We start from the raw sequence: 16,384 nt of genomic DNA, 5'->3' as shown, positions 1-16,384 counted from the left end.
ACAGTAGTGACGCGCGCCACTGAAGTCGTCAGACCGCAGAGCCGTCTTGGAGTCAGACTCGAGTAGTACGGGCCCGTAGGGGATGCCGTACTTGAGAGCCACGGAGCGGGGTTGGAGGGCCCGCGCCCACCATCCTATTGACGTTGGGTCTAACAACTGGGAGATTCGGCGGCGTCACGTTACGAGCGAGTAGCACCGTCGGCGCGGACCGCGTCCGGACGGCTGGAACGGGGTGGCATGGCGACGGCAGTGGCGGCGGAACTCCGTGCGGACCTGCGGGGATTCCGGGAGGTGCAGCGTCTCGCCTACGAGTGCGCCGAGGCGGTGGCGGCCCGGCTGACGCCGGGGGTGACCGAGCGCGAGGCGGCCCGGATGCAGCGCGAGTGGCTGCGGGAGCGGGGTGTGCGGGACTGGTTCCACCTGCCCTTCGCCTGGTTCGGCGACCGCACGGCGTTCACGGACTTCCGGGTTCCGCTCCAGTTCTTCCCCACCGGCCGCCGTTTGGAGCCGGGGATGCCCTTCATCCTGGACATGGCCCCGGTGTACCGGGGCTTCACGGCCGACATCGGCTACTCCGGATCACTCGGCCCCAACCCGGTCCAGCACCGGCTGGCGGCCGACCTGGCGGCACACCGCGAGCTGATCCTGCGCGGGGTACGCGAGCGCCGTTCGCTGCGGGAGATCTACGAGGACGTGGACCGGCTCATGGTCCGTCAGGGCTATGCCAACCGGCACCGCGCCTATCCCTTCGGCGTCATCGCCCACAAGGTGGACCGGGTGCGGGAACGGAGGCTGTCGCCACGTCTGTTCGGCTTCGGCACGCAGTCGCTCAAGGGGCTGGCGGGCGACGCGCTGCACGGCCACCGCGAGGGCTGGTCCCCGCTGTGGTCGCCGTACCGCTTCTCCGACCACCCGCCCCGCCCGGGGCTGTGGGCGGTCGAACCCCACCTCGGTTTCCGGGGTACCGGCGCGAAGTTCGAGGAGATCCTGGTCGTCACCGACTCCACGGATCCCGCGGAGAGCGCCTTCTGGCTGGACGACGATCTGCCGCACGTGCGGCGCTGGGCGGAGGCGAAATGACGGTGCTGGACGGAGCGCGGGAGCGCTGGGTGCGCACGGGCGGGGTCGAGTTGTGCGTGGCCGAGCTGGGCGATCCGCGGCAGCCCACGGTCGTCCTGGTGCACGGCTATCCGGACAGCAAGGAGGTCTGGTCCGAGGTCGCCGGCCGCCTCGCCGACCGCTTCCACGTGGTGCTCTACGACGTCCGGGGCCACGGCCGGTCCTCGGCGCCGAGCCCGCTGCGCGGCGGGTTCACCCTGGAGAAGCTGACGGACGACTTCCTCGCGGTGGCGGACGCGGTCAGCCCGGACCGACCCGTGCACCTGGTGGGCCACGACTGGGGCTCGGTGCAGTCCTGGGAGTTCGTCACGGCCGGACGCACCGAGGGGCGCATCGCCTCCTTCACCTCGATGTCCGGGCCGTCCCTCGACCACTTCGGGCACTGGATCAACAAGCGCCTCAGGCGCCCCACCCCGCGCCGGGTCGGGCAGCTCATCGGCCAGGGCGCCAAGTCCTGGTACGTCTACCTGCTGCACACGCCCGTGCTGCCGGAACTGGCCTGGCGCGGCCCCCTCGGCAAGCGCTGGCCGCGCATCCTGGAGCGCGTCGAGCAGGTGCCCGGTGGGGACTACCCGACCGCGTCCCTGCCGACGGACGCGGCGCACGGGGCATGGCTGTACCGGGACAACGTCCGGCCCCGGCTGCGGCGACCGCGCGACGACGCCTACGCGCACGCGCCCGTGCAGCTCATCACGCCCCTCGGCGACGCGTTCCTGTCGGAGCGGCTCTACGACGGGCTGGAGGAGTGGGCGCCCCGGCTGACCCGCCGCACGCTGCCCGCCAAGCACTGGGTGCCGCGCACCCGGCCGGACCGGCTGGCGGACTGGATCACGGAGTTCGTCACCTCCACCGAGGACGGACGGTCCGGGACGGCGCCGCAGGGCAGGCACACCGACCGCTTCGGCGGACAGCTGGTGCTGGTCACCGGGGCGGGCAACGGCATCGGGCGGGCGACGGCGTTCGCGTTCGCCGAGGCCGGGGCGCGCGTGGTGGCCGTCGACCGGGACGCCGAGTCCGCCGCACGCACCGCGGAGCTGTCCAGGCTGATCGGCGCGCCGGACGCCTGGGCCGAGACCGTCGACGTCTCCGACGAACAGGCGATGGAGAAGCTGGCGGCCAAGGTCGCCGCCGAGTACGGCGTGCTGGACGTGCTCGTGAACAACGCCGGGATCGGACTGTCGGGCTCCTTCTTCGACACCACCGCGGAGGACTGGCGGAAGGTCCTCGACGTCAACCTGTGGGGCGTGATCCACGGCTGCCGTCTGTTCGGCCGGCAGATGGCCGAGCGCGGGCAGGGCGGCCACATCGTCAACACCGCGTCGGCCGCTGCCTTCCAGCCCTCGCGGGCCCTGCCCGCGTACAGCACGTCCAAGGCGGCCGTGCTGATGCTGAGCGAGTGCCTGCGGGCCGAACTGGCCGGGCAGGGCATCGGGGTCACGGCGATCTGCCCCGGCCTCGTCAACACCAACATCACCTCGACGGCGCGCTTCGCGGGTGTGGACGCCGACGAGGAGAGGCGGCGTCAGCAGCGCAGTGCGCGGTTGTACGGGATGCGCAACTACCCGCCGGAGAAGGTGGCCGACGCGGTCCTGGAAGCCGTCGTGCACAACAGGGCCGTCGTTCCCGTGACGCCGGAGGCGCGCGGAGCACATCTCATGTCCCGTTTCGCACCACGGGTGTTGAGGCGTCTCGCACGGGTGAAGCCACCGCTTTAGTTTCCACAGGAACGCCCAATCAGCCTGTGGATAACTCGACTTGACTGTGGATCAAACCTCGGCGGCAAAATCGATCGCGTGAAGCCTGTCTCTCTCGGCAGGCTGGCTCCATGCAACACGAACACAGCCCCGAACGCAGAAGTGAGCACATCGACGACAGACGCACCGTGAAGGTGTCCAAGTACCTGTCGAAGCATCTGCGCCACCAGCCGGAGCACATCGGCCTCACCCTCGACGAGGCAGGCTGGACCGAGATCGACACGCTGATCGCCGCGGCGGCCGCGCACGGCTTCCGCTTCACCCGTGAAGAGCTCGACCACGTGGTGGCCACGAACGACAAGCAGCGCTTCGCCGTCGTGGGCACCCGGATCCGCGCAAGCCAGGGGCACAGCGTCGACGTGGATCTCGGACTGCCCGCGGCGACCCCGCCGCCGTACCTCTACCACGGGACCGTGGCCCGCCACCTGGACGCGATCCGGGGCGAAGGGCTGCGGCCGATGAGCCGGCACGACGTACACCTCTCGCCGGACCGCGAGACCGCCACCCGGGTCGGCTCCCGCCGAGGCCGGCCGGTCGTCCTCTCGGTAGACACCGCCGCCATGCACCGCGACGGCCACGTCTTCCACGTCAGCGCGAACGGCGTCTGGCTGACGCGGGCCGTTCCCCCGCAGTACCTGCGCTTCCCCTCCGGCCACTGACCACGCGTCGCGTGTGGTGACAGCGCGTGATGTTTCACGTGAAACAGGGTCGGCCGCTTAGGCTCGGGGGCATGAGTCTGCGTCTGAGCACCGTGATCCTTCCGTACCGCCGCTGGCACGAAGGCGGACGTTCGTCCTGGACGCGTGCCGAGCAGCTCGGCTTCCACACCGCGTACACCTACGACCACCTGTCCTGGCGGAGCTTCCGGGACGGCCCGTGGTTCGGCGCCGTGCCGACGCTCACCGCCGCCGCGGCGGTCACCGAGCGGCTGCGGCTGGGGACCCTGGTCACCTCCCCGAACTTCCGGCACCCGGTGACGCTCGCCAAGGAGCTGATCTCCCTCGACGACATCTCCGGCGGCCGGATCACCCTGGGCATAGGAGCGGGCGGCACCGGCTTCGACGCCACCGCGCTCGGCCAGGAGCCGTGGACGCCGCGTGAGCGGGCCGACCGGTTCGGCGAGTTCCTGCCCCTGCTCGACCGGCTGCTGACGGAGGACGCCGTCTCGTACGAGGGCGACTTCTACTCCGCCCATGAGGCGCGCAACATCCCCGGCTGTGTGCAGCGGCCCCGGCTGCCGTTCGCGGTGGCCGCGACCGGTCCGCGCGGGCTGCGGCTCGCGGCACAGTACGGACAGGCGTGGGTGACCACCGGTGACCCGAAGCTCTACGAGAACGGCACCCCCGAGCAGTCCGACCGGGCCCTGCGGCAGCAGAGCGACAAGCTGGCCGACGCCTGTGCCGCGATCGGCCGCGACGTGGGCGAACTGGACCGGGTCCTGCTCACCGGCTTCACTCCGGACCGCAGCCGCCCGCTGGAGTCGGTCGACGCGTTCGTGGACTTCGCCGGCCGCCACCGCGACCTGGGCTTCACCGAGCTGGTCGTCCACTGGCCGATTGCCGACTCGGACTTCACAGCCGACGAGAAGATCTTCGAGCGGATCGCCATGGAGGCCCCGGCACAGCTGAAGGCCTGAGAGCCGTAGCTCACAGATGTGCGGACCGCCGCACGGGCGTGCACGCATGTGCGTGACAATGACCCGGTGACCTCAGCGACCCGACAGCCCGAGCCCCCGGCCGCCGCCACCCGCCCGCGGCTCATCGCCACCGACCTCGACGGCACTCTGCTGCGCGACGACAAGTCGGTCTCCCCGCGCACGGTCGCCGCACTGGCCGCCGCGGAGAAGGCGGGCATCGAGGTCTTCTTCGTCACCGGCCGCCCGGCCCGCTGGATGGACGTCGTCAGCGCTCACGTCCACGGTCACGGGCTCGCCATCTGCGGCAACGGCGCCGCCGTGGTCGACCTGCACGGCGGCCCCGGCGCCCACCGCTTCGTGAAGGTGCGGGAGCTGGCCCGGGAGAACGCGCTGGACGCCGTGCGTCTGCTGCGCGAGGCCGCGCCCGGCACGGTGTACGCGGTCGAGCAGACGTACGGCTTCCACCAGGAGCCCGCGTACCCGAAGCTGCACATGGAGGTGCCCGACGACCTCCTGCCCGCCGAGGACATCCTGGCCCCCGGCGGCCGCGCCGCCGACGAGCCGGTCCTCAAGATCCTGGCCTTCCACCCCGAGCTGGACCCCGACGGCTTCCTCACCGTGGCCCGCCTCGCCATCGGCGACCGTGCCAACGTCACCCGCTCCAGCCCCAGTGCCCTGCTGGAGATCAGCGGGCCGGAGGTGTCCAAGGCCAGCACCCTCGCCCTGTGCTGTGCCGAACGCGGCATCTCGCACGAAGAGGTCGTCGCCTTCGGCGACATGCCGAACGACGTGGAGATGCTGACCTGGGCGGGACGGTCGTACGCGATGGGCAACGCGCACCCGGACGTGATCGCCGCCGCGTCGGGGCGGACGGTCGCCAACAACGAGGACGGCGTGGCGGTCGTCATCGAGCGGCTGCTGGCCGGCCTGGACTGACGGCCGCGCCCGCGTCAGGTCAGAGGGGCACTCCGCGCTGCGACAGCCACGGCACCGGGTCCACAGCGGAGCCCGTCTCTGGCGTCACCCGTACCTCGAAGTGCAGGTGCGGTCCGGTGGAGTTGCCGGTACTGCCCGACTGCCCGATCCACTGACCCGGACGGACCCGGTCGCCCTGGTCGACGGCGACCGAGGCGAGATGGGCGTACTGCGTGTAGTAGCCGCCCGCGTGCTGGACGACGACCTGGATGCCGAAGGCGCCGCCGCAGGACACCTGCACCACCCGGCCCGTACCGACCGACCCCACCGGCGTGCCGACCGGTACCGCGAAGTCCTGGCCGGTGTGCCGGTGCGCCCACCGCGAGCCGCCGCTGCCGAAGGACGCCGACAGCTCGTACGCGTCCACCGGCGCCACCCAGGGCCGGCCGACGGGCAGGTCCCGCTGGTCGAGGCGGACCGCGCCGGGGCACGAGCCGGCCGCGACGGAGGCGTCCGCCCGGCCCTCCAGCCGCGCACGCGCCGCCTCCAGCTTGCCCTCGATCCTGGTCTTCAGCGCCGCCAGATCGGCGTTGCGCTGCTCCAGCGCCTGCCAGGCCGCCTGCGCCTTCGCCTCGTCGGCGGCGAGCCGGGCCTCGGCCCGCAGACTCCTGCCGATGGCCTTGTTGACCGCCAGGTCCGCGCGCGTGAAGGCCCGCTGACCGCGCATCAGCTCGTCCGGGTCGTCCGCGAGGAACATCCGCGCCGTGAGGGGGAGCCCACCGCCACCGCGGTACTGGGCGCGGGCGATCCGGCCCAGGTCCGCGTGCATGGCGTCGATCTTCTGCCGCTGCTCGTCCAGCCGCTCCTCGTACGCCAGCGCCTTCGTCCGCTGTGCCTCGGCCTCGCGCCGCCCCTCCTCGTACCGCTGGGTCGCTTTGGCCGCGTCCTCGTACAGGCGTGCCACCTCCGGGCCCGGGCCGGCACCCGATGCGGCGTCCGTGCCGTCGGCGGGGCGGGCGGCGAGCACGGCGAGCGCGCACAGCAACACCGGAACGAGCAGCGGATGTCGGCGGGATGAGCGCATGCCAGCGATCGTGGACCGTGCGGGGCCGCCGGGTCTCCTTCACGTCGTACGAGTGGGGGAACGGTTGCTGCACACGGATCAGCGCGACTGCTGCAACCGGGGCAACGGCGCCCCGGCGACGTTCAGTACGGCGCCTCCCACCACACCGTCGTACCGCCGCCGTCCGCCCCGATGCCCCGGCCGAGCCGGCTGGTGCCGCCGACCGTCTCGGCGCGGCGCTCCAGGTTGTGCAGGCCGCTGCGCCGGCCGCCCTCGGGGATGCCGACACCGTCGTCCGCGACGGTCAGCCGCACGCCGGGCCGCCCGTCCGGCAGGGTCGCCGTCGCGTCGACGGCTACCTCGATCCGGGTGGCGTGGGCGTGCCGGAAGGCGTTGGACAGGGTCTCGCGCAGCGCGGCGATGAGGTTCTTGCCGGTCAGCTCGCCGACGGCGGTGTCGACCGGGCCGACGAAGCGGTGCGCGGGCGTGAAGCCCAGTGGTACGGCGGCCATGGTGATCTCGCGCAGCATGCGGGTCCGCAGGCCCGTGGGTGCCTCGGCGGGCTGCTGCAGGGCGAAGATCGCCGAGCGGATCTCCTGAATGGTGACGTCGAGTTCGTCGACGGCTCCACCGACGCCGTCGCGCACCTCGGGCGCCGTCGCCCTGCGCTGGGCGCTCTCCAGCATCATTCCCGTCGCGAACAGCCGCTGGATGACGAGGTCGTGCAGGTCCCGGGCGATGCGGTCCCGGTCCTCGTACACGGCGAGCCGTTCCCGGTCGCGCTGGGCGTCGGCCATCATCAGCGCCAGCGCGGCCTGCGCGGCGAACTGGTCGCCGAGTGCGCGCTCCGTCCGCGTGAACGGGCGCTCGCCCCGGGCGCGGGGCATGACGAGGCCGCCGAGGATCCTCCCGTCCCGGCACAGCGGCAGCAGCATGATCGGCCCGTAGGCGCGCACCGGGCCGGCGTCCAGACGCGGGTCGGTGGCGGCGTCGTCCACGAACACGGGACGGCCGGCGAGGAGTTCGGAGACGATGCCGTTCTCGGGGGGAATGACCTTGCCGAGGGCGTTCGTGCGGTGCGATGCGGCGACCGCCACGATCTCCAGGCCGCCCCCGTCGGCGGGCAGCAGCACGATGCCGGCGGCCGCTCCGGAGAGCCGGCGGGCCTGCTCGGCGACGGTCTGGAGGGCGTCGTCGGTGTCACCGCCGGACAGCAGCGCCGTGGTGACGGCGACCGACCCGTCGATCCACCGCTCCCGCTGCTGTGCGGCCTCGTACAGTCGCGCGTTGCCGATGGCGATGCCGGCCTCGGTGGCCAGGACCCGGACCATGGCGAGGTCGTAGTCGGTGAACGGCTCGCCCGTGTGCTTGTCGGTCAGGTAGAGGTTGCCGTAGACCTCCTCCTGCACCCGGATGGGGACCCCGAGGAAGCTCCGCGCCGGAGGGTGGTTCTCGGGGAGGCCGCACGCGCGCGGATCTTCGGTCGGGTCGGTGAGCCGGACCGGCTCGGGGTCGGCCATGAGGGCGCCGAGCAGCCCTGTGCGGCCGCCGGTGAGGTGGCCGACGCTCCGGACGGTCGCCTCTTCGAGGCCGTGGTGCACGAAGTCGGCGAGTCCGTCCCCGTCCTCGTCGACGACTCCGATGGCCGCGTACCGGGCGTTCGCCAGCTCGGCGGCCGTCTCGCAGATCCGTTTCAGCGTGGAGTGCAGCTCCAGTCCACTGCCGACGGAACGCATCGCCTCCAGCAGTTTCGGCACCCGTGCCAGAAGCTCGGCGGAGGCCCCCTCGCGGGGCGGCGGGGGGCCGGGGGGCGGCGCTGGGTGCATGACCCGAGCCTAATGAGACCCTTTTGTTCAGGAAAGTCGGTTTACCGAAGAATTTCTTGACCGTGCCCGCGCCGCGCCCGTGCGCGTGCCTGTGCCCCTGCCTACGGCCGTGTCTGTGGCACCAGCAGCTCCGCCGCCGCCTCCCGCCCGGCCATCTCCCGCAGCGGACCCGGCACGGCCGCCAGTTCCGCGTACGTCCCCCGCTGCACGACTCGGCCCCGGTCCAGCACGAGCACCTCGTCCACGGCCCGCAGGCCCGCCAGCCGGTGCGTGATCAGCAGGGTCGTCCGGCCCTCGGTGGCGGCCAGCAGATCGGCGGTGAGCGCGTCCGCGGTCGGCAGGTCGAGGTGTTCGGCGGGCTCGTCGAGGACCAGGACCGGGAAGTCGGCGAGCAGAGCCCGGGCCAGGGCCAGCCGCTGCCGCTGGCCACCGGACAGCCGGGCCCCGTGGGCGCCGACCAGCGTGTCCAGGCCGTCGGGCAGGCTGTCGGCCCACTCCAGCAGCCGGGCCCGGGCCAGCGCCTCCCGCAGTGCGCCCTCGGTGGCGTCCTTCCTGGCCAGCAGCAGGTTCTCGCGCACCGAGCTGTCGAAAAGGTGCGCGTCCTGGGCGCACAGCCCGACGAGGCGCCGCACGTCGTCGCCGGCCAGGGCGTACGCGTCCACCCCGGCCAGCGTGTAGGAGCCGGCGTCCGCGTCGAGGAAGCGCAGCAGCGTCTGGGCGAGCGTGGTCTTGCCGGAGCCGGACGGCCCGACCACGGCGACGCGGCGGCCCTCGGCGAGCGTGAGGTCCAGGCCCGCCAGGGCGTCCCGGTCCTGCCCGGCGTGCCGTGCGGCCAGCCCCCTCAGGACGACCGGGAACGGCGAGGAGGGAGCCTGCCGGGGTGTCTCCGGCTCCCGTACCAGCTCGGGGGCGTCGAGCACCTCGTACACGCGCTCGGCGCTCCTGCGCACCCGCTGCCGGTACTGCACGGCCAGCGGCAGCCCGAGTACGGCCTCGAAGGCGGCCAGCGGCGTGAGGACGACGACGGCCATGGCCACGCCGGCGAGCCGGTCGTCGGCCACCGCCTGGGCGCCGACGAGGGCGGCACCCGCGACGGTCAGGCCGGAGATCAGCGCGGTGAGTCCGTCGCCCAGCGCGGTGGCGGTGGCGGCGCGCGAGGCGATCCGGGTGAGCGTGCCGTCGGCCCGCCGTGCCTCCGCGGCCCGGCCGGGCAGGGCTCCGGCGACGGTCAGCTCCGCGGTGCCGGTCAGCAGGTCGGCCACCCGGGTGGCGAGCACGCCCCGCGCGGGGGCGAGCCGGCGCTCGGCCCGCCGGGCCACCGCCCCGGTCACCAGCGGGACGCCAACCCCGGCCGCCAGGAGACCGGCCGCGAGGACCGCACCGGCCTCCGGCAGCAGCCAGGCCGTGAACCCGATCGAGGCGGCGGAGACGACGACCGCGCCACCGGCGGGCAGCAGCCACCGCAGCCAGTAGTCCTGCAGGGCGTCGACATCGGCGACGAGCCGGGACAGCAGGTCGCCCCGGCGGGTGCGGCACAGTCCCGCGGGCGCCAGCCGCTCCAGCCGCCGGTACACCGCGACCCGGGTGTCGGCCAGCATCCGCAGCACGGCGTCGTGCGTCACGAGCCGCTCCGCGTAGCGGAACACGGCCCGCCCGATCCCGAAGGCGCGCGTCGCTGTGACGGCCACCATCAGGTACAGCACCGGCGGCTGCTCGGAGGCCCGTGAGATGAGGTACCCGGAGGTGGCCATCAGGCCCACGGCACTGCCCAGCGCCAGGCTGCCGAGCAGCAGCCCGAGAGCGAGCCGTCCGCGCCGGGCGGCGGACATGGCACGGACCCTGGCGAGGACACCGCCCCGGGCCTCCACCACGGGCGCCGGGCCGTCCGGAGCGACGGAAACGGCGGATGCGGCGTTCTTCTCGGCACCACGGTCGGCCGCTACGGGAAGGGTGCCGTCGGACAGGTCGGCGGGCGCCGGCTCCGCGAGCCGCACCACCCGGTCGGCCACCTCCAGCAGCGCCGGACGGTGCACCACCAGCAGCACCGTCCGCCCCTCCGCCAGCCTGCGCACGGCCGCCACGACCTCGGCCTCGGTGGCCCCGTCGAGGGCCGCCGTCGGCTCGTCCAGCAGCAGCACCGGCCGGTCCGCGAGGAACGCCCGGGCCAGCGCGAGCCGCTGCCGCTGCCCGGCGGACAGCCCCGTCCCGTCCTCGCCGAGGACGGTCTCCGTGCCGTCGGGCAGCGCGTCCACGAACTCCAGCGCGCCCGCGTCCGCCAACGCCCGGCATACGGCGAGTTCGTCGGCGTCGGGCCGGGCCAGGCGTACGTTCTCCGCGATGGTCCCGGCGTACAGGTGCGGGTGCTGCGGCACCCAGGCGACCTGGGTGTGCCACTGCGCCGGGTCGAGCGAGGAGAGGTCGGTTCCGCCGATCCGGATCCGTCCCGCGCTCGGGGTCACGAAGCCCAGGAGGGCGTTGAGCAGCGTCGACTTGCCCGCTCCGCTCGGGCCGACGAGCGCGACCGTCTCCCCGGGCTCGACGGTGAGGCTCACGTCCGTGACGGCGTCCGCGGAGCGTCCGGGGTAGCGGACCGTGACGTCCTCGAAGGCGAGGGCGCCGTGGGCCGGAACCGGGGCGTTCCCGGATGCCGGTACGGGCCGTTCCAGGACCTCGAAGATCTCCTCGGCGGCGGCGAGCCCCTCGGCGGCCGCGTGGTACTGCGCCCCTACCTGCCGCAGCGGCAGGTAGGCCTCGGGCGCGAGGACGAGGACGACCAGGCCGTCGTACAGGGCCATGTCCCCGTGGACGAGCCGCATGCCGATGGTGACCGCCACGAGGGCCACGGACAGGGTGGCGAGCAGTTCCAGCGCGAAGGACGACAGGAAGGCGATCCGCAGCGTCCGCATGGTCGCCTGCCGGTACTCACCGGTGATGCGCTTGATCGACTCGGCCTGGGCCTTGGCCCGTCCGAAGACCTTCAGCGTCGGCAGTCCCGCGACCACGTCCAGGAAGTGCCCGGACAGCCGGGACAGCAGGCGCCACTGGCGGTCCATCCGGGACTGGGTGGCCCAGCCGATCAGCACCATGAAGACCGGGATGAGCGGCAGGGTCCCGACGATGATGGCCGCCGAGACCCAGTCCTCGGTGACGATGCGGGACAGCACCGCCACGGGTACGACCACCGCGAGGCCCAACTGCGGCAGATAGCGCGAGAAGTAGTCGTCGAGGGCGTCGACGCCCCGGGTGGCGAGGGCGACCAGCGAGCCGGTCCGCTGTCCGCTCAGCCAGCCGGGGCCGAGCGCCGTGGCCCGCTCCAGCAGCCGGCCCCGCAGCTCCGACTTCACCGCCGCGCTCGCCCGGTGGGCGGCCAGTTCGGTGAGCCAGCCGACCAGCGCGCGCCCGCAGGCCACGGCGACCAACAGGAGCAGGGGGGCGCGGAGTTCGGCGGCGGTCGTGGAGTGCTGGAAGGCGCCCACCACCACTTCGGCGATGAGCATCGCCTGCGCGACGAGCAGTCCCGCCCCGACGGCTCCGAGGACGACGACGGCCGTGAGAAAGAGCCGGGTGGCGCGGGCGTACCGCAGAAGGCGTGGATCGATGGGTTTCACGTGAAACAGACCTCCCCGGCACTCAGTGCTTGGCGTCGGCGAGGTGCTGGGTGCCGATGCGCTTGCGGAACACCCAGTACGTCCAGCCCTGGTAGAGCAGGACGACCGGTGTGGCGATCACGGCCAGCCAGGTCATGATCTTCAGCGTGTAGGCGCTCGAGGACGCGTTGGTGACGGTGAGGCTCCAGTCCGGGTTGAGCGTGGACGGCATGACGTTCGGGAAGAGCGTCAGGAAGAGCATCGCCACGGCGGCGACGATGGTGCCGCCGGAGAGCGCGAACGACCAGCCCTCACGCCCGGCCTGGTTCGCCACCAGGGCCGCGACCAGGGCGGCGACGGCCACCACGAGGGCGACCAGGCTCTTACCGTTCCCGCTGTGGGCCTGCGTCCAGACCAGGAAGACCAGGGCCAGCACGGCCGTGACCAGCCCGACCCGCAGCGCCAGGACCCGCGCGCGCTCCCGGATCTCACCGACGGTCTTGAGGGCGGTGAACACCGTTCCGTGGAAGGTGAACAGGGTCAGCGTGACCAGCCCGCCCAGCAGCGCGTACGGGTTGAGCAGCTCCCAGACGGTACCGACGTACTCCAGGTCCTGGTCGATCTTGACCCCGTGAACGATGTTGCCGAAGGCCACCCCCCACAGGAACGCCGGGATCAGCGAGGTCCAGAAGATCGCGGTCTCCCAGTTGCGCTGCCAGTTCTCCTCGGGCCGCTTCACGCGGTACTCGAAGGCGACACCCCGGACGATCAGGCAGACCAGGATGACCAGCAGCGGAAGGTAGAAGCCGGAGAAGAGCGTGGCGTACCACTCGGGGAAGGCGGCGAAGGTGGCCCCTCCGGCCGTCAGCAGCCACACCTCGTTGCCGTCCCACACGGGGCCGATGGTGTTGATCAGCACCCGCTTCTCGGGCCGGTTCCGGGCGAGCAGCTTGGTGAGTACGCCGACCCCGAAGTCGAAGCCCTCCAGGAAGAAGTAGCCGGTCCACAGGACGGCGATCAGTACGAACCAGACGTCGTGCAGTTCCATGACTGTGCAGCTCCCTCGGCCTAGTACGAGAAGGCCATCGGCTTGTCGGCGTCACGGAGGTCGCCGCCGATCTTCTTGGGCGGGTTGAGGTCGGCCTCGGACAGCTCGGGCGGGCCGGCCTTGACGTACTTCACCAGCAGCTTGACCTCGATCACGGCCAGGACGGCGTAGAGCAGGGTGAAGACGGACATCGAGATGATGACCTCGGTGGTGGAGACACCGGGGGAGACCGCGTCCCGGGTCTGCATCACGCCGTAGACCACCCAGGGCTGGCGGCCCATCTCGGTGAAGATCCAGCCCCACGAGTTGGCGATCAGCGGGAAGGCCATCGTCCAGACCGCCAGCAGCCAGTACCAGCGGGTGAGCCTCGCCCCGAGCGGCTTCCTCAGCAGGACCAGGTGCGGCACTTCGTCCTCGCCGGTGCGCAGCGGGGCCGGCAGCAGGAACCTCTTCCGGGTGAGCCACAGGCCCAGCAGGCCGAGGGAGAAGGACGCCATGCCGAAGCCGATCATCCACCGGAAGCCCCAGTAGGCGACGGGGACGATGGGCTTGTAGTCACCGGGGCCGTATTTCTCCTGGAGGGCCTTGTTGGTGTCGTTGATGCCGGGCACGTAGGACTCGAAGTCGCTGTGCGCCAGGAAGGACAGCAGTCCGGGGATCTCCAGGGCGACCTTGTTGTGCCCCTTGTCGACGTCCCCGTAGGCGAACACCGAGAAGGGCGCCGGCTTCTCGCCGTCCCACAGGGCCTCGGCGGCGGCCATCTTCATCGGCTGCTGCTCGTACATGACCTTGCCGAGGGTGTCGCCGCTGACCGCGGTGAGCACGCCGCCGACGGCCAGGGTGACCAGGCCGAGCCGCAGCGAGGTCCGCATCACCGGGATGTGCTTCTTGCGCATCAGGTGGAAGGCGGCGATGCCGACCATGAAGGCACCGCCGGTCAGGAAGGCCGCCGAGAAGCTGTGGAAGACCTGGTTGAGGGTGGTGTTCTGGGTGAGGACCTGCCAGAAGTCGGTGAGTTCGGCTCGGCCCTTCTCCTCGTTGATCCGGTAGCCGACGGGGTGCTGCATCCAGGAGTTGGCCGCGAGGATGAAGTACGCCGACAGCAGGGTGCCGATCGAGACCATCCAGATGCAGGCCAGGTGGATCTTCTTGGGCAGCTTGTCCCAGCCGAAGATCCACAGCCCGATGAAGGTGGACTCGAAGAAGAAGGCGATCAGCGCCTCGAAGGCGAGCGGGGCGCCGAAGACGTCGCCGACGAAGCGCGAGTAGTCGGACCAGTTCATGCCGAACTGGAACTCCTGCACGATGCCGGTGACGACACCCATGGCGATGTTGATCAGGAAGAGCTTGCCCCAGAACTTGGTCGCCCTGAGGTACTTCTCCTTCTCCGTGCGGACCCATGCGGTCTGCAGCCCGGCTGTCAGGGCGGCCAGTGAGATCGTCAGCGGGACGAACAGGAAGTGGTAGACGGTCGTGATGCCGAACTGCCACCGCGCCAGGGTCTCCGGCGCCAGAGCCATGTCCACGTCGTCACTCTCCTTACCTCGCCACATCGCCGTGGTCAGCGGCGTTTTGAACGTGTTTGTCGCACCCAAGGCGGGTGCAACCGGGACACGCTTGTGAACGCGTTCACATTCACAAGCAATTATGACCTACTGCTTTTCGGCATCGGAAGGGGGGTCCCCTGTGACGTCAACCCCTTGGCAGGGACTTCAACATATTGTTGAATCCGCCGCATGCAGATTCGGATCTCATGGCCTGCGGGACATCTCACCGCGGCACTCGACGACACCCCGACCACGCAGGCGCTTCTCAAGGCCCTGCCGCTCACCGCCTCCGCCCACACCTGGGGCGAGGAGGTGTACTTCGACACAGGTGTGTCGGTTTCACGTGAAACGGACGCCCGGGAGGTCGTCGAACCGGGCACGATCGCCTTCTGGACCGACGGGGACGCCCTGGCCCTCCCCTACGGACCGACACCGATCTCGCGAGGCGAGGAGTGCCGCCTCGCGAGTCCGTGCAACGTCATGGGCCGCTTGGACGGCGACCCGCGTCTACTGGCGACGGTGCGCGACGGCGACCCGGTACGCGTCGAGCGCGTCGACGCCTGACGGTCGTGTCCCGGCCCGCCTCCTGACAAGCCCGCCCCGGCCCGCCGCCCTGGCAGGCGTGTCCCGACCTGCCGCCTGACCTACGGCTCCTTCTGATCTACAGCACCTACAGCTCCTTGCGGAACGCTTCCGACACCTTCAGGAAGATGTCGTTCGCCTCGCTCTCTCCGACCGTGACCCGCACACCCTCGCCCGGGAACGGTCGGACGACCGCGCCGGCCTGCTCGCACGCGTTCGCGAAGGCGACCGTGTTCTCCCCCAGCCGCAGCCACACGAAGTTGGCCTGGGTCTCCGGCACCGTCCAGCCCTGTGCGCGCAGCGCGTCGACCACGCGCGTGCGCTCGCACACCAGCGAGCCGACCCGGCCGATCAGCTCGTCCTCGGCGCGCAGCGAGGCGATCGCCGCCTCCTGCGCGATCTGGCTCACCCCGAAGGGCACCGCGGTCTTGCGCAGCGCCGCCGCCACCGGCTCGTGCGCGATCGCGAACCCGACCCGCAGCCCCGCGAGACCGTACGCCTTGGAGAAGGTGCGCAGAACGCAGACGTTGGGCCGCGTGCGGTAGATCTCGACGCCGTCCGGCACCTCGGGGTCGCGGATGAACTCGCGGTAGGCCTCGTCCAGGACCACCAGCACGTCGTTCGGCACCCGGTCGAGGAAGCGCTCCAGCTCGGCCCGCCGCACCACCGTGCCGGTCGGGTTGTTGGGGTTGCAGACGAAGATCAGCCGGGTACGGTCGGTGATCGCGTCCGCCATCGCGTCCAGGTCGTGCACGTCGCCCGGGGTCAGCGGGACCTTCACGGACGTCGCGCCGCTGATCTGGGTGATGATCGGGTACGCCTCGAAGGAGCGCCAGGCATAGATCACTTCGTCGCCCGGGCCCGAGGTCGCCTGGATCAGCTGCTGCGCCACGCCGACCGACCCGGTGCCGGTGGCCAGGTGGGTGAGGGGCACGGCGAAGCGGTCCGACAGCTCGCTCATCAGGGACGTACAGGCCATGTCCGGGTACCGGTTGAAGGACGCGGCGGCGGCCGTCACCGTCTCCATGACCCCCGGCAGGGGCGGATAGGGGTTCTCGTTGGAGGACAGCTTGTAGGCCACCGGGCCGTCGGCCGCGGCGGGCTTGCCCGGCTTGTAGGTGGGAATTCCCTCCAGCTCGGCGCGCAGCTTGGGGCTCGTCTCGCTCACCGCAGTCCTCCTCGTAACCACCACCGGCATCGAATACTTCTCACCTTATGAGGATTCGCCGCCGCTGCGTATAGGGGAGGCCGGACCTCCTCCGTCACACTGGCAACAGGGGCATCAGGGTACGAAGGCGCACGTTTCG

12 protein-coding genes are annotated in these 16,384 nt (G+C 71.6%); 6 read left to right on the top strand and 6 right to left on the bottom strand.

Translation table 11 applies throughout. The features are described 5' to 3' along the window. Positions 1–237: 237 nt before the first annotated feature. The 5 genes from ACFW01_RS33905 (at position 238) to ACFW01_RS33885 (ending at position 5,445) form a co-directional block, all read left to right on the top strand. The gene (locus ACFW01_RS33905; protein WP_234956406.1) at positions 238–1,080 is read left to right on the top strand and encodes a M24 family metallopeptidase; all 843 of its coding nucleotides are present in this window, start codon (positions 238–240) and stop codon (positions 1,078–1,080) included. Further along, a complete protein-coding gene (locus ACFW01_RS33900; RefSeq protein WP_384510052.1) occupies positions 1,077–2,834 on the top strand; it encodes an SDR family oxidoreductase in 1,758 nt (585 codons plus the stop codon). The genes ACFW01_RS33905 and ACFW01_RS33900 overlap by 4 nt, the downstream gene beginning before the upstream one ends. A gap of 110 nt (positions 2,835–2,944) precedes the next feature. Beyond that, positions 2,945–3,532, top strand: a complete 588-nt coding sequence (locus ACFW01_RS33895) for an RNA 2'-phosphotransferase (protein ID WP_234956409.1) — start codon at positions 2,945–2,947, stop codon at positions 3,530–3,532. A 71-nt stretch (positions 3,533–3,603) separates the two neighbouring features. Continuing rightward, a complete protein-coding gene (locus ACFW01_RS33890; RefSeq protein WP_234956411.1) occupies positions 3,604–4,509 on the top strand; it encodes an LLM class flavin-dependent oxidoreductase in 906 nt (301 codons plus the stop codon). A gap of 48 nt (positions 4,510–4,557) precedes the next feature. Then, positions 4,558–5,445: an HAD family hydrolase gene (locus ACFW01_RS33885; protein ID WP_234956413.1), complete on the top strand. Its 888-nt coding sequence runs from the start codon at positions 4,558–4,560 to the stop codon at positions 5,443–5,445. A 19-nt stretch (positions 5,446–5,464) separates the two neighbouring features. Here ACFW01_RS33885 and ACFW01_RS33880 read toward each other — a convergent pair whose 3' ends face one another. The 5 genes from ACFW01_RS33880 to ACFW01_RS33860 form a co-directional block, all read right to left on the bottom strand. Next, positions 5,465–6,508 (bottom strand): M23 family metallopeptidase, encoded by a 1,044-nt coding sequence (locus tag ACFW01_RS33880; protein WP_234956415.1) that lies wholly within the window; start codon positions 6,506–6,508, stop codon positions 5,465–5,467. 122 nt (positions 6,509–6,630) lie between these two features. Continuing rightward, positions 6,631–8,313, bottom strand: coding sequence for a GAF domain-containing protein (locus ACFW01_RS33875; protein ID WP_234956416.1), 1,683 nt, complete (start codon positions 8,311–8,313; stop codon positions 6,631–6,633). 101 nt (positions 8,314–8,414) lie between these two features. After that, positions 8,415–11,921 (bottom strand): thiol reductant ABC exporter subunit CydD, encoded by a 3,507-nt coding sequence (gene cydD, locus ACFW01_RS33870; RefSeq protein WP_234956418.1) that lies wholly within the window; start codon positions 11,919–11,921, stop codon positions 8,415–8,417. Between the two features lie 22 nt (positions 11,922–11,943). Beyond that, complete coding sequence (gene cydB, locus ACFW01_RS33865) at positions 11,944–12,948, bottom strand: cytochrome d ubiquinol oxidase subunit II (protein ID WP_384510046.1); 1,005 nt, start codon at positions 12,946–12,948, stop codon at positions 11,944–11,946. Positions 12,949–12,968: 20 nt separating this feature from the next. Beyond that, positions 12,969–14,474 (bottom strand): cytochrome ubiquinol oxidase subunit I, encoded by a 1,506-nt coding sequence (locus ACFW01_RS33860; protein ID WP_234956422.1) that lies wholly within the window; start codon positions 14,472–14,474, stop codon positions 12,969–12,971. Positions 14,475–14,684: 210 nt separating this feature from the next. Between ACFW01_RS33860 and ACFW01_RS33855 the strand changes: the two genes are divergently transcribed. Further along, a complete protein-coding gene (locus ACFW01_RS33855; protein ID WP_234956424.1) occupies positions 14,685–15,059 on the top strand; it encodes a cyclophilin-like fold protein in 375 nt (124 codons plus the stop codon). A gap of 106 nt (positions 15,060–15,165) precedes the next feature. On the opposite strand, the gene hisC is transcribed toward ACFW01_RS33855, so the two are convergent. Further along, on the bottom strand, positions 15,166–16,245 hold the full coding sequence (hisC, locus tag ACFW01_RS33850) for a histidinol-phosphate transaminase (RefSeq protein WP_234956426.1): 1,080 nt from the start codon (positions 16,243–16,245) through the stop codon (positions 15,166–15,168). Positions 16,246–16,384 lie beyond the last annotated feature (139 nt).

Source organism: Streptomyces sp. NPDC058985 (assembly GCF_042740985.1).
Lineage (GTDB): Bacteria > Actinomycetota > Actinomycetes > Streptomycetales > Streptomycetaceae > Streptomyces.
Note: the sequence above shows the minus strand (reverse complement) of the source record. Positions and strands in the feature narration are given on the sequence as shown.

What these genes read in the sequence shown, in the direction of transcription:
- ACFW01_RS33905 (WP_234956406.1), top strand. Translation starts at nt 238, where the DNA reads ATGGCGACGGCAGTGGCGGCGGAACTCCGTGCGGACCTGCGGGGATTC.
- ACFW01_RS33900 (WP_384510052.1), top strand. Translation starts at nt 1,077, where the DNA reads ATGACGGTGCTGGACGGAGCGCGGGAGCGCTGGGTGCGCACGGGCGGG.
- ACFW01_RS33895 (WP_234956409.1), top strand. Translation starts at nt 2,945, where the DNA reads ATGCAACACGAACACAGCCCCGAACGCAGAAGTGAGCACATCGACGAC.
- ACFW01_RS33890 (WP_234956411.1), top strand. Translation starts at nt 3,604, where the DNA reads ATGAGTCTGCGTCTGAGCACCGTGATCCTTCCGTACCGCCGCTGGCAC.
- ACFW01_RS33880 (WP_234956415.1), bottom strand. Translation starts at nt 6,508, where the DNA reads ATGCGCTCATCCCGCCGACATCCGCTGCTCGTTCCGGTGTTGCTGTGC.
- ACFW01_RS33875 (WP_234956416.1), bottom strand. Translation starts at nt 8,313, where the DNA reads ATGCACCCAGCGCCGCCCCCCGGCCCCCCGCCGCCCCGCGAGGGGGCC.
- cydB (WP_384510046.1), bottom strand. Translation starts at nt 12,948, where the DNA reads ATGGAACTGCACGACGTCTGGTTCGTACTGATCGCCGTCCTGTGGACC.
- ACFW01_RS33855 (WP_234956424.1), top strand. Translation starts at nt 14,685, where the DNA reads ATGCAGATTCGGATCTCATGGCCTGCGGGACATCTCACCGCGGCACTC.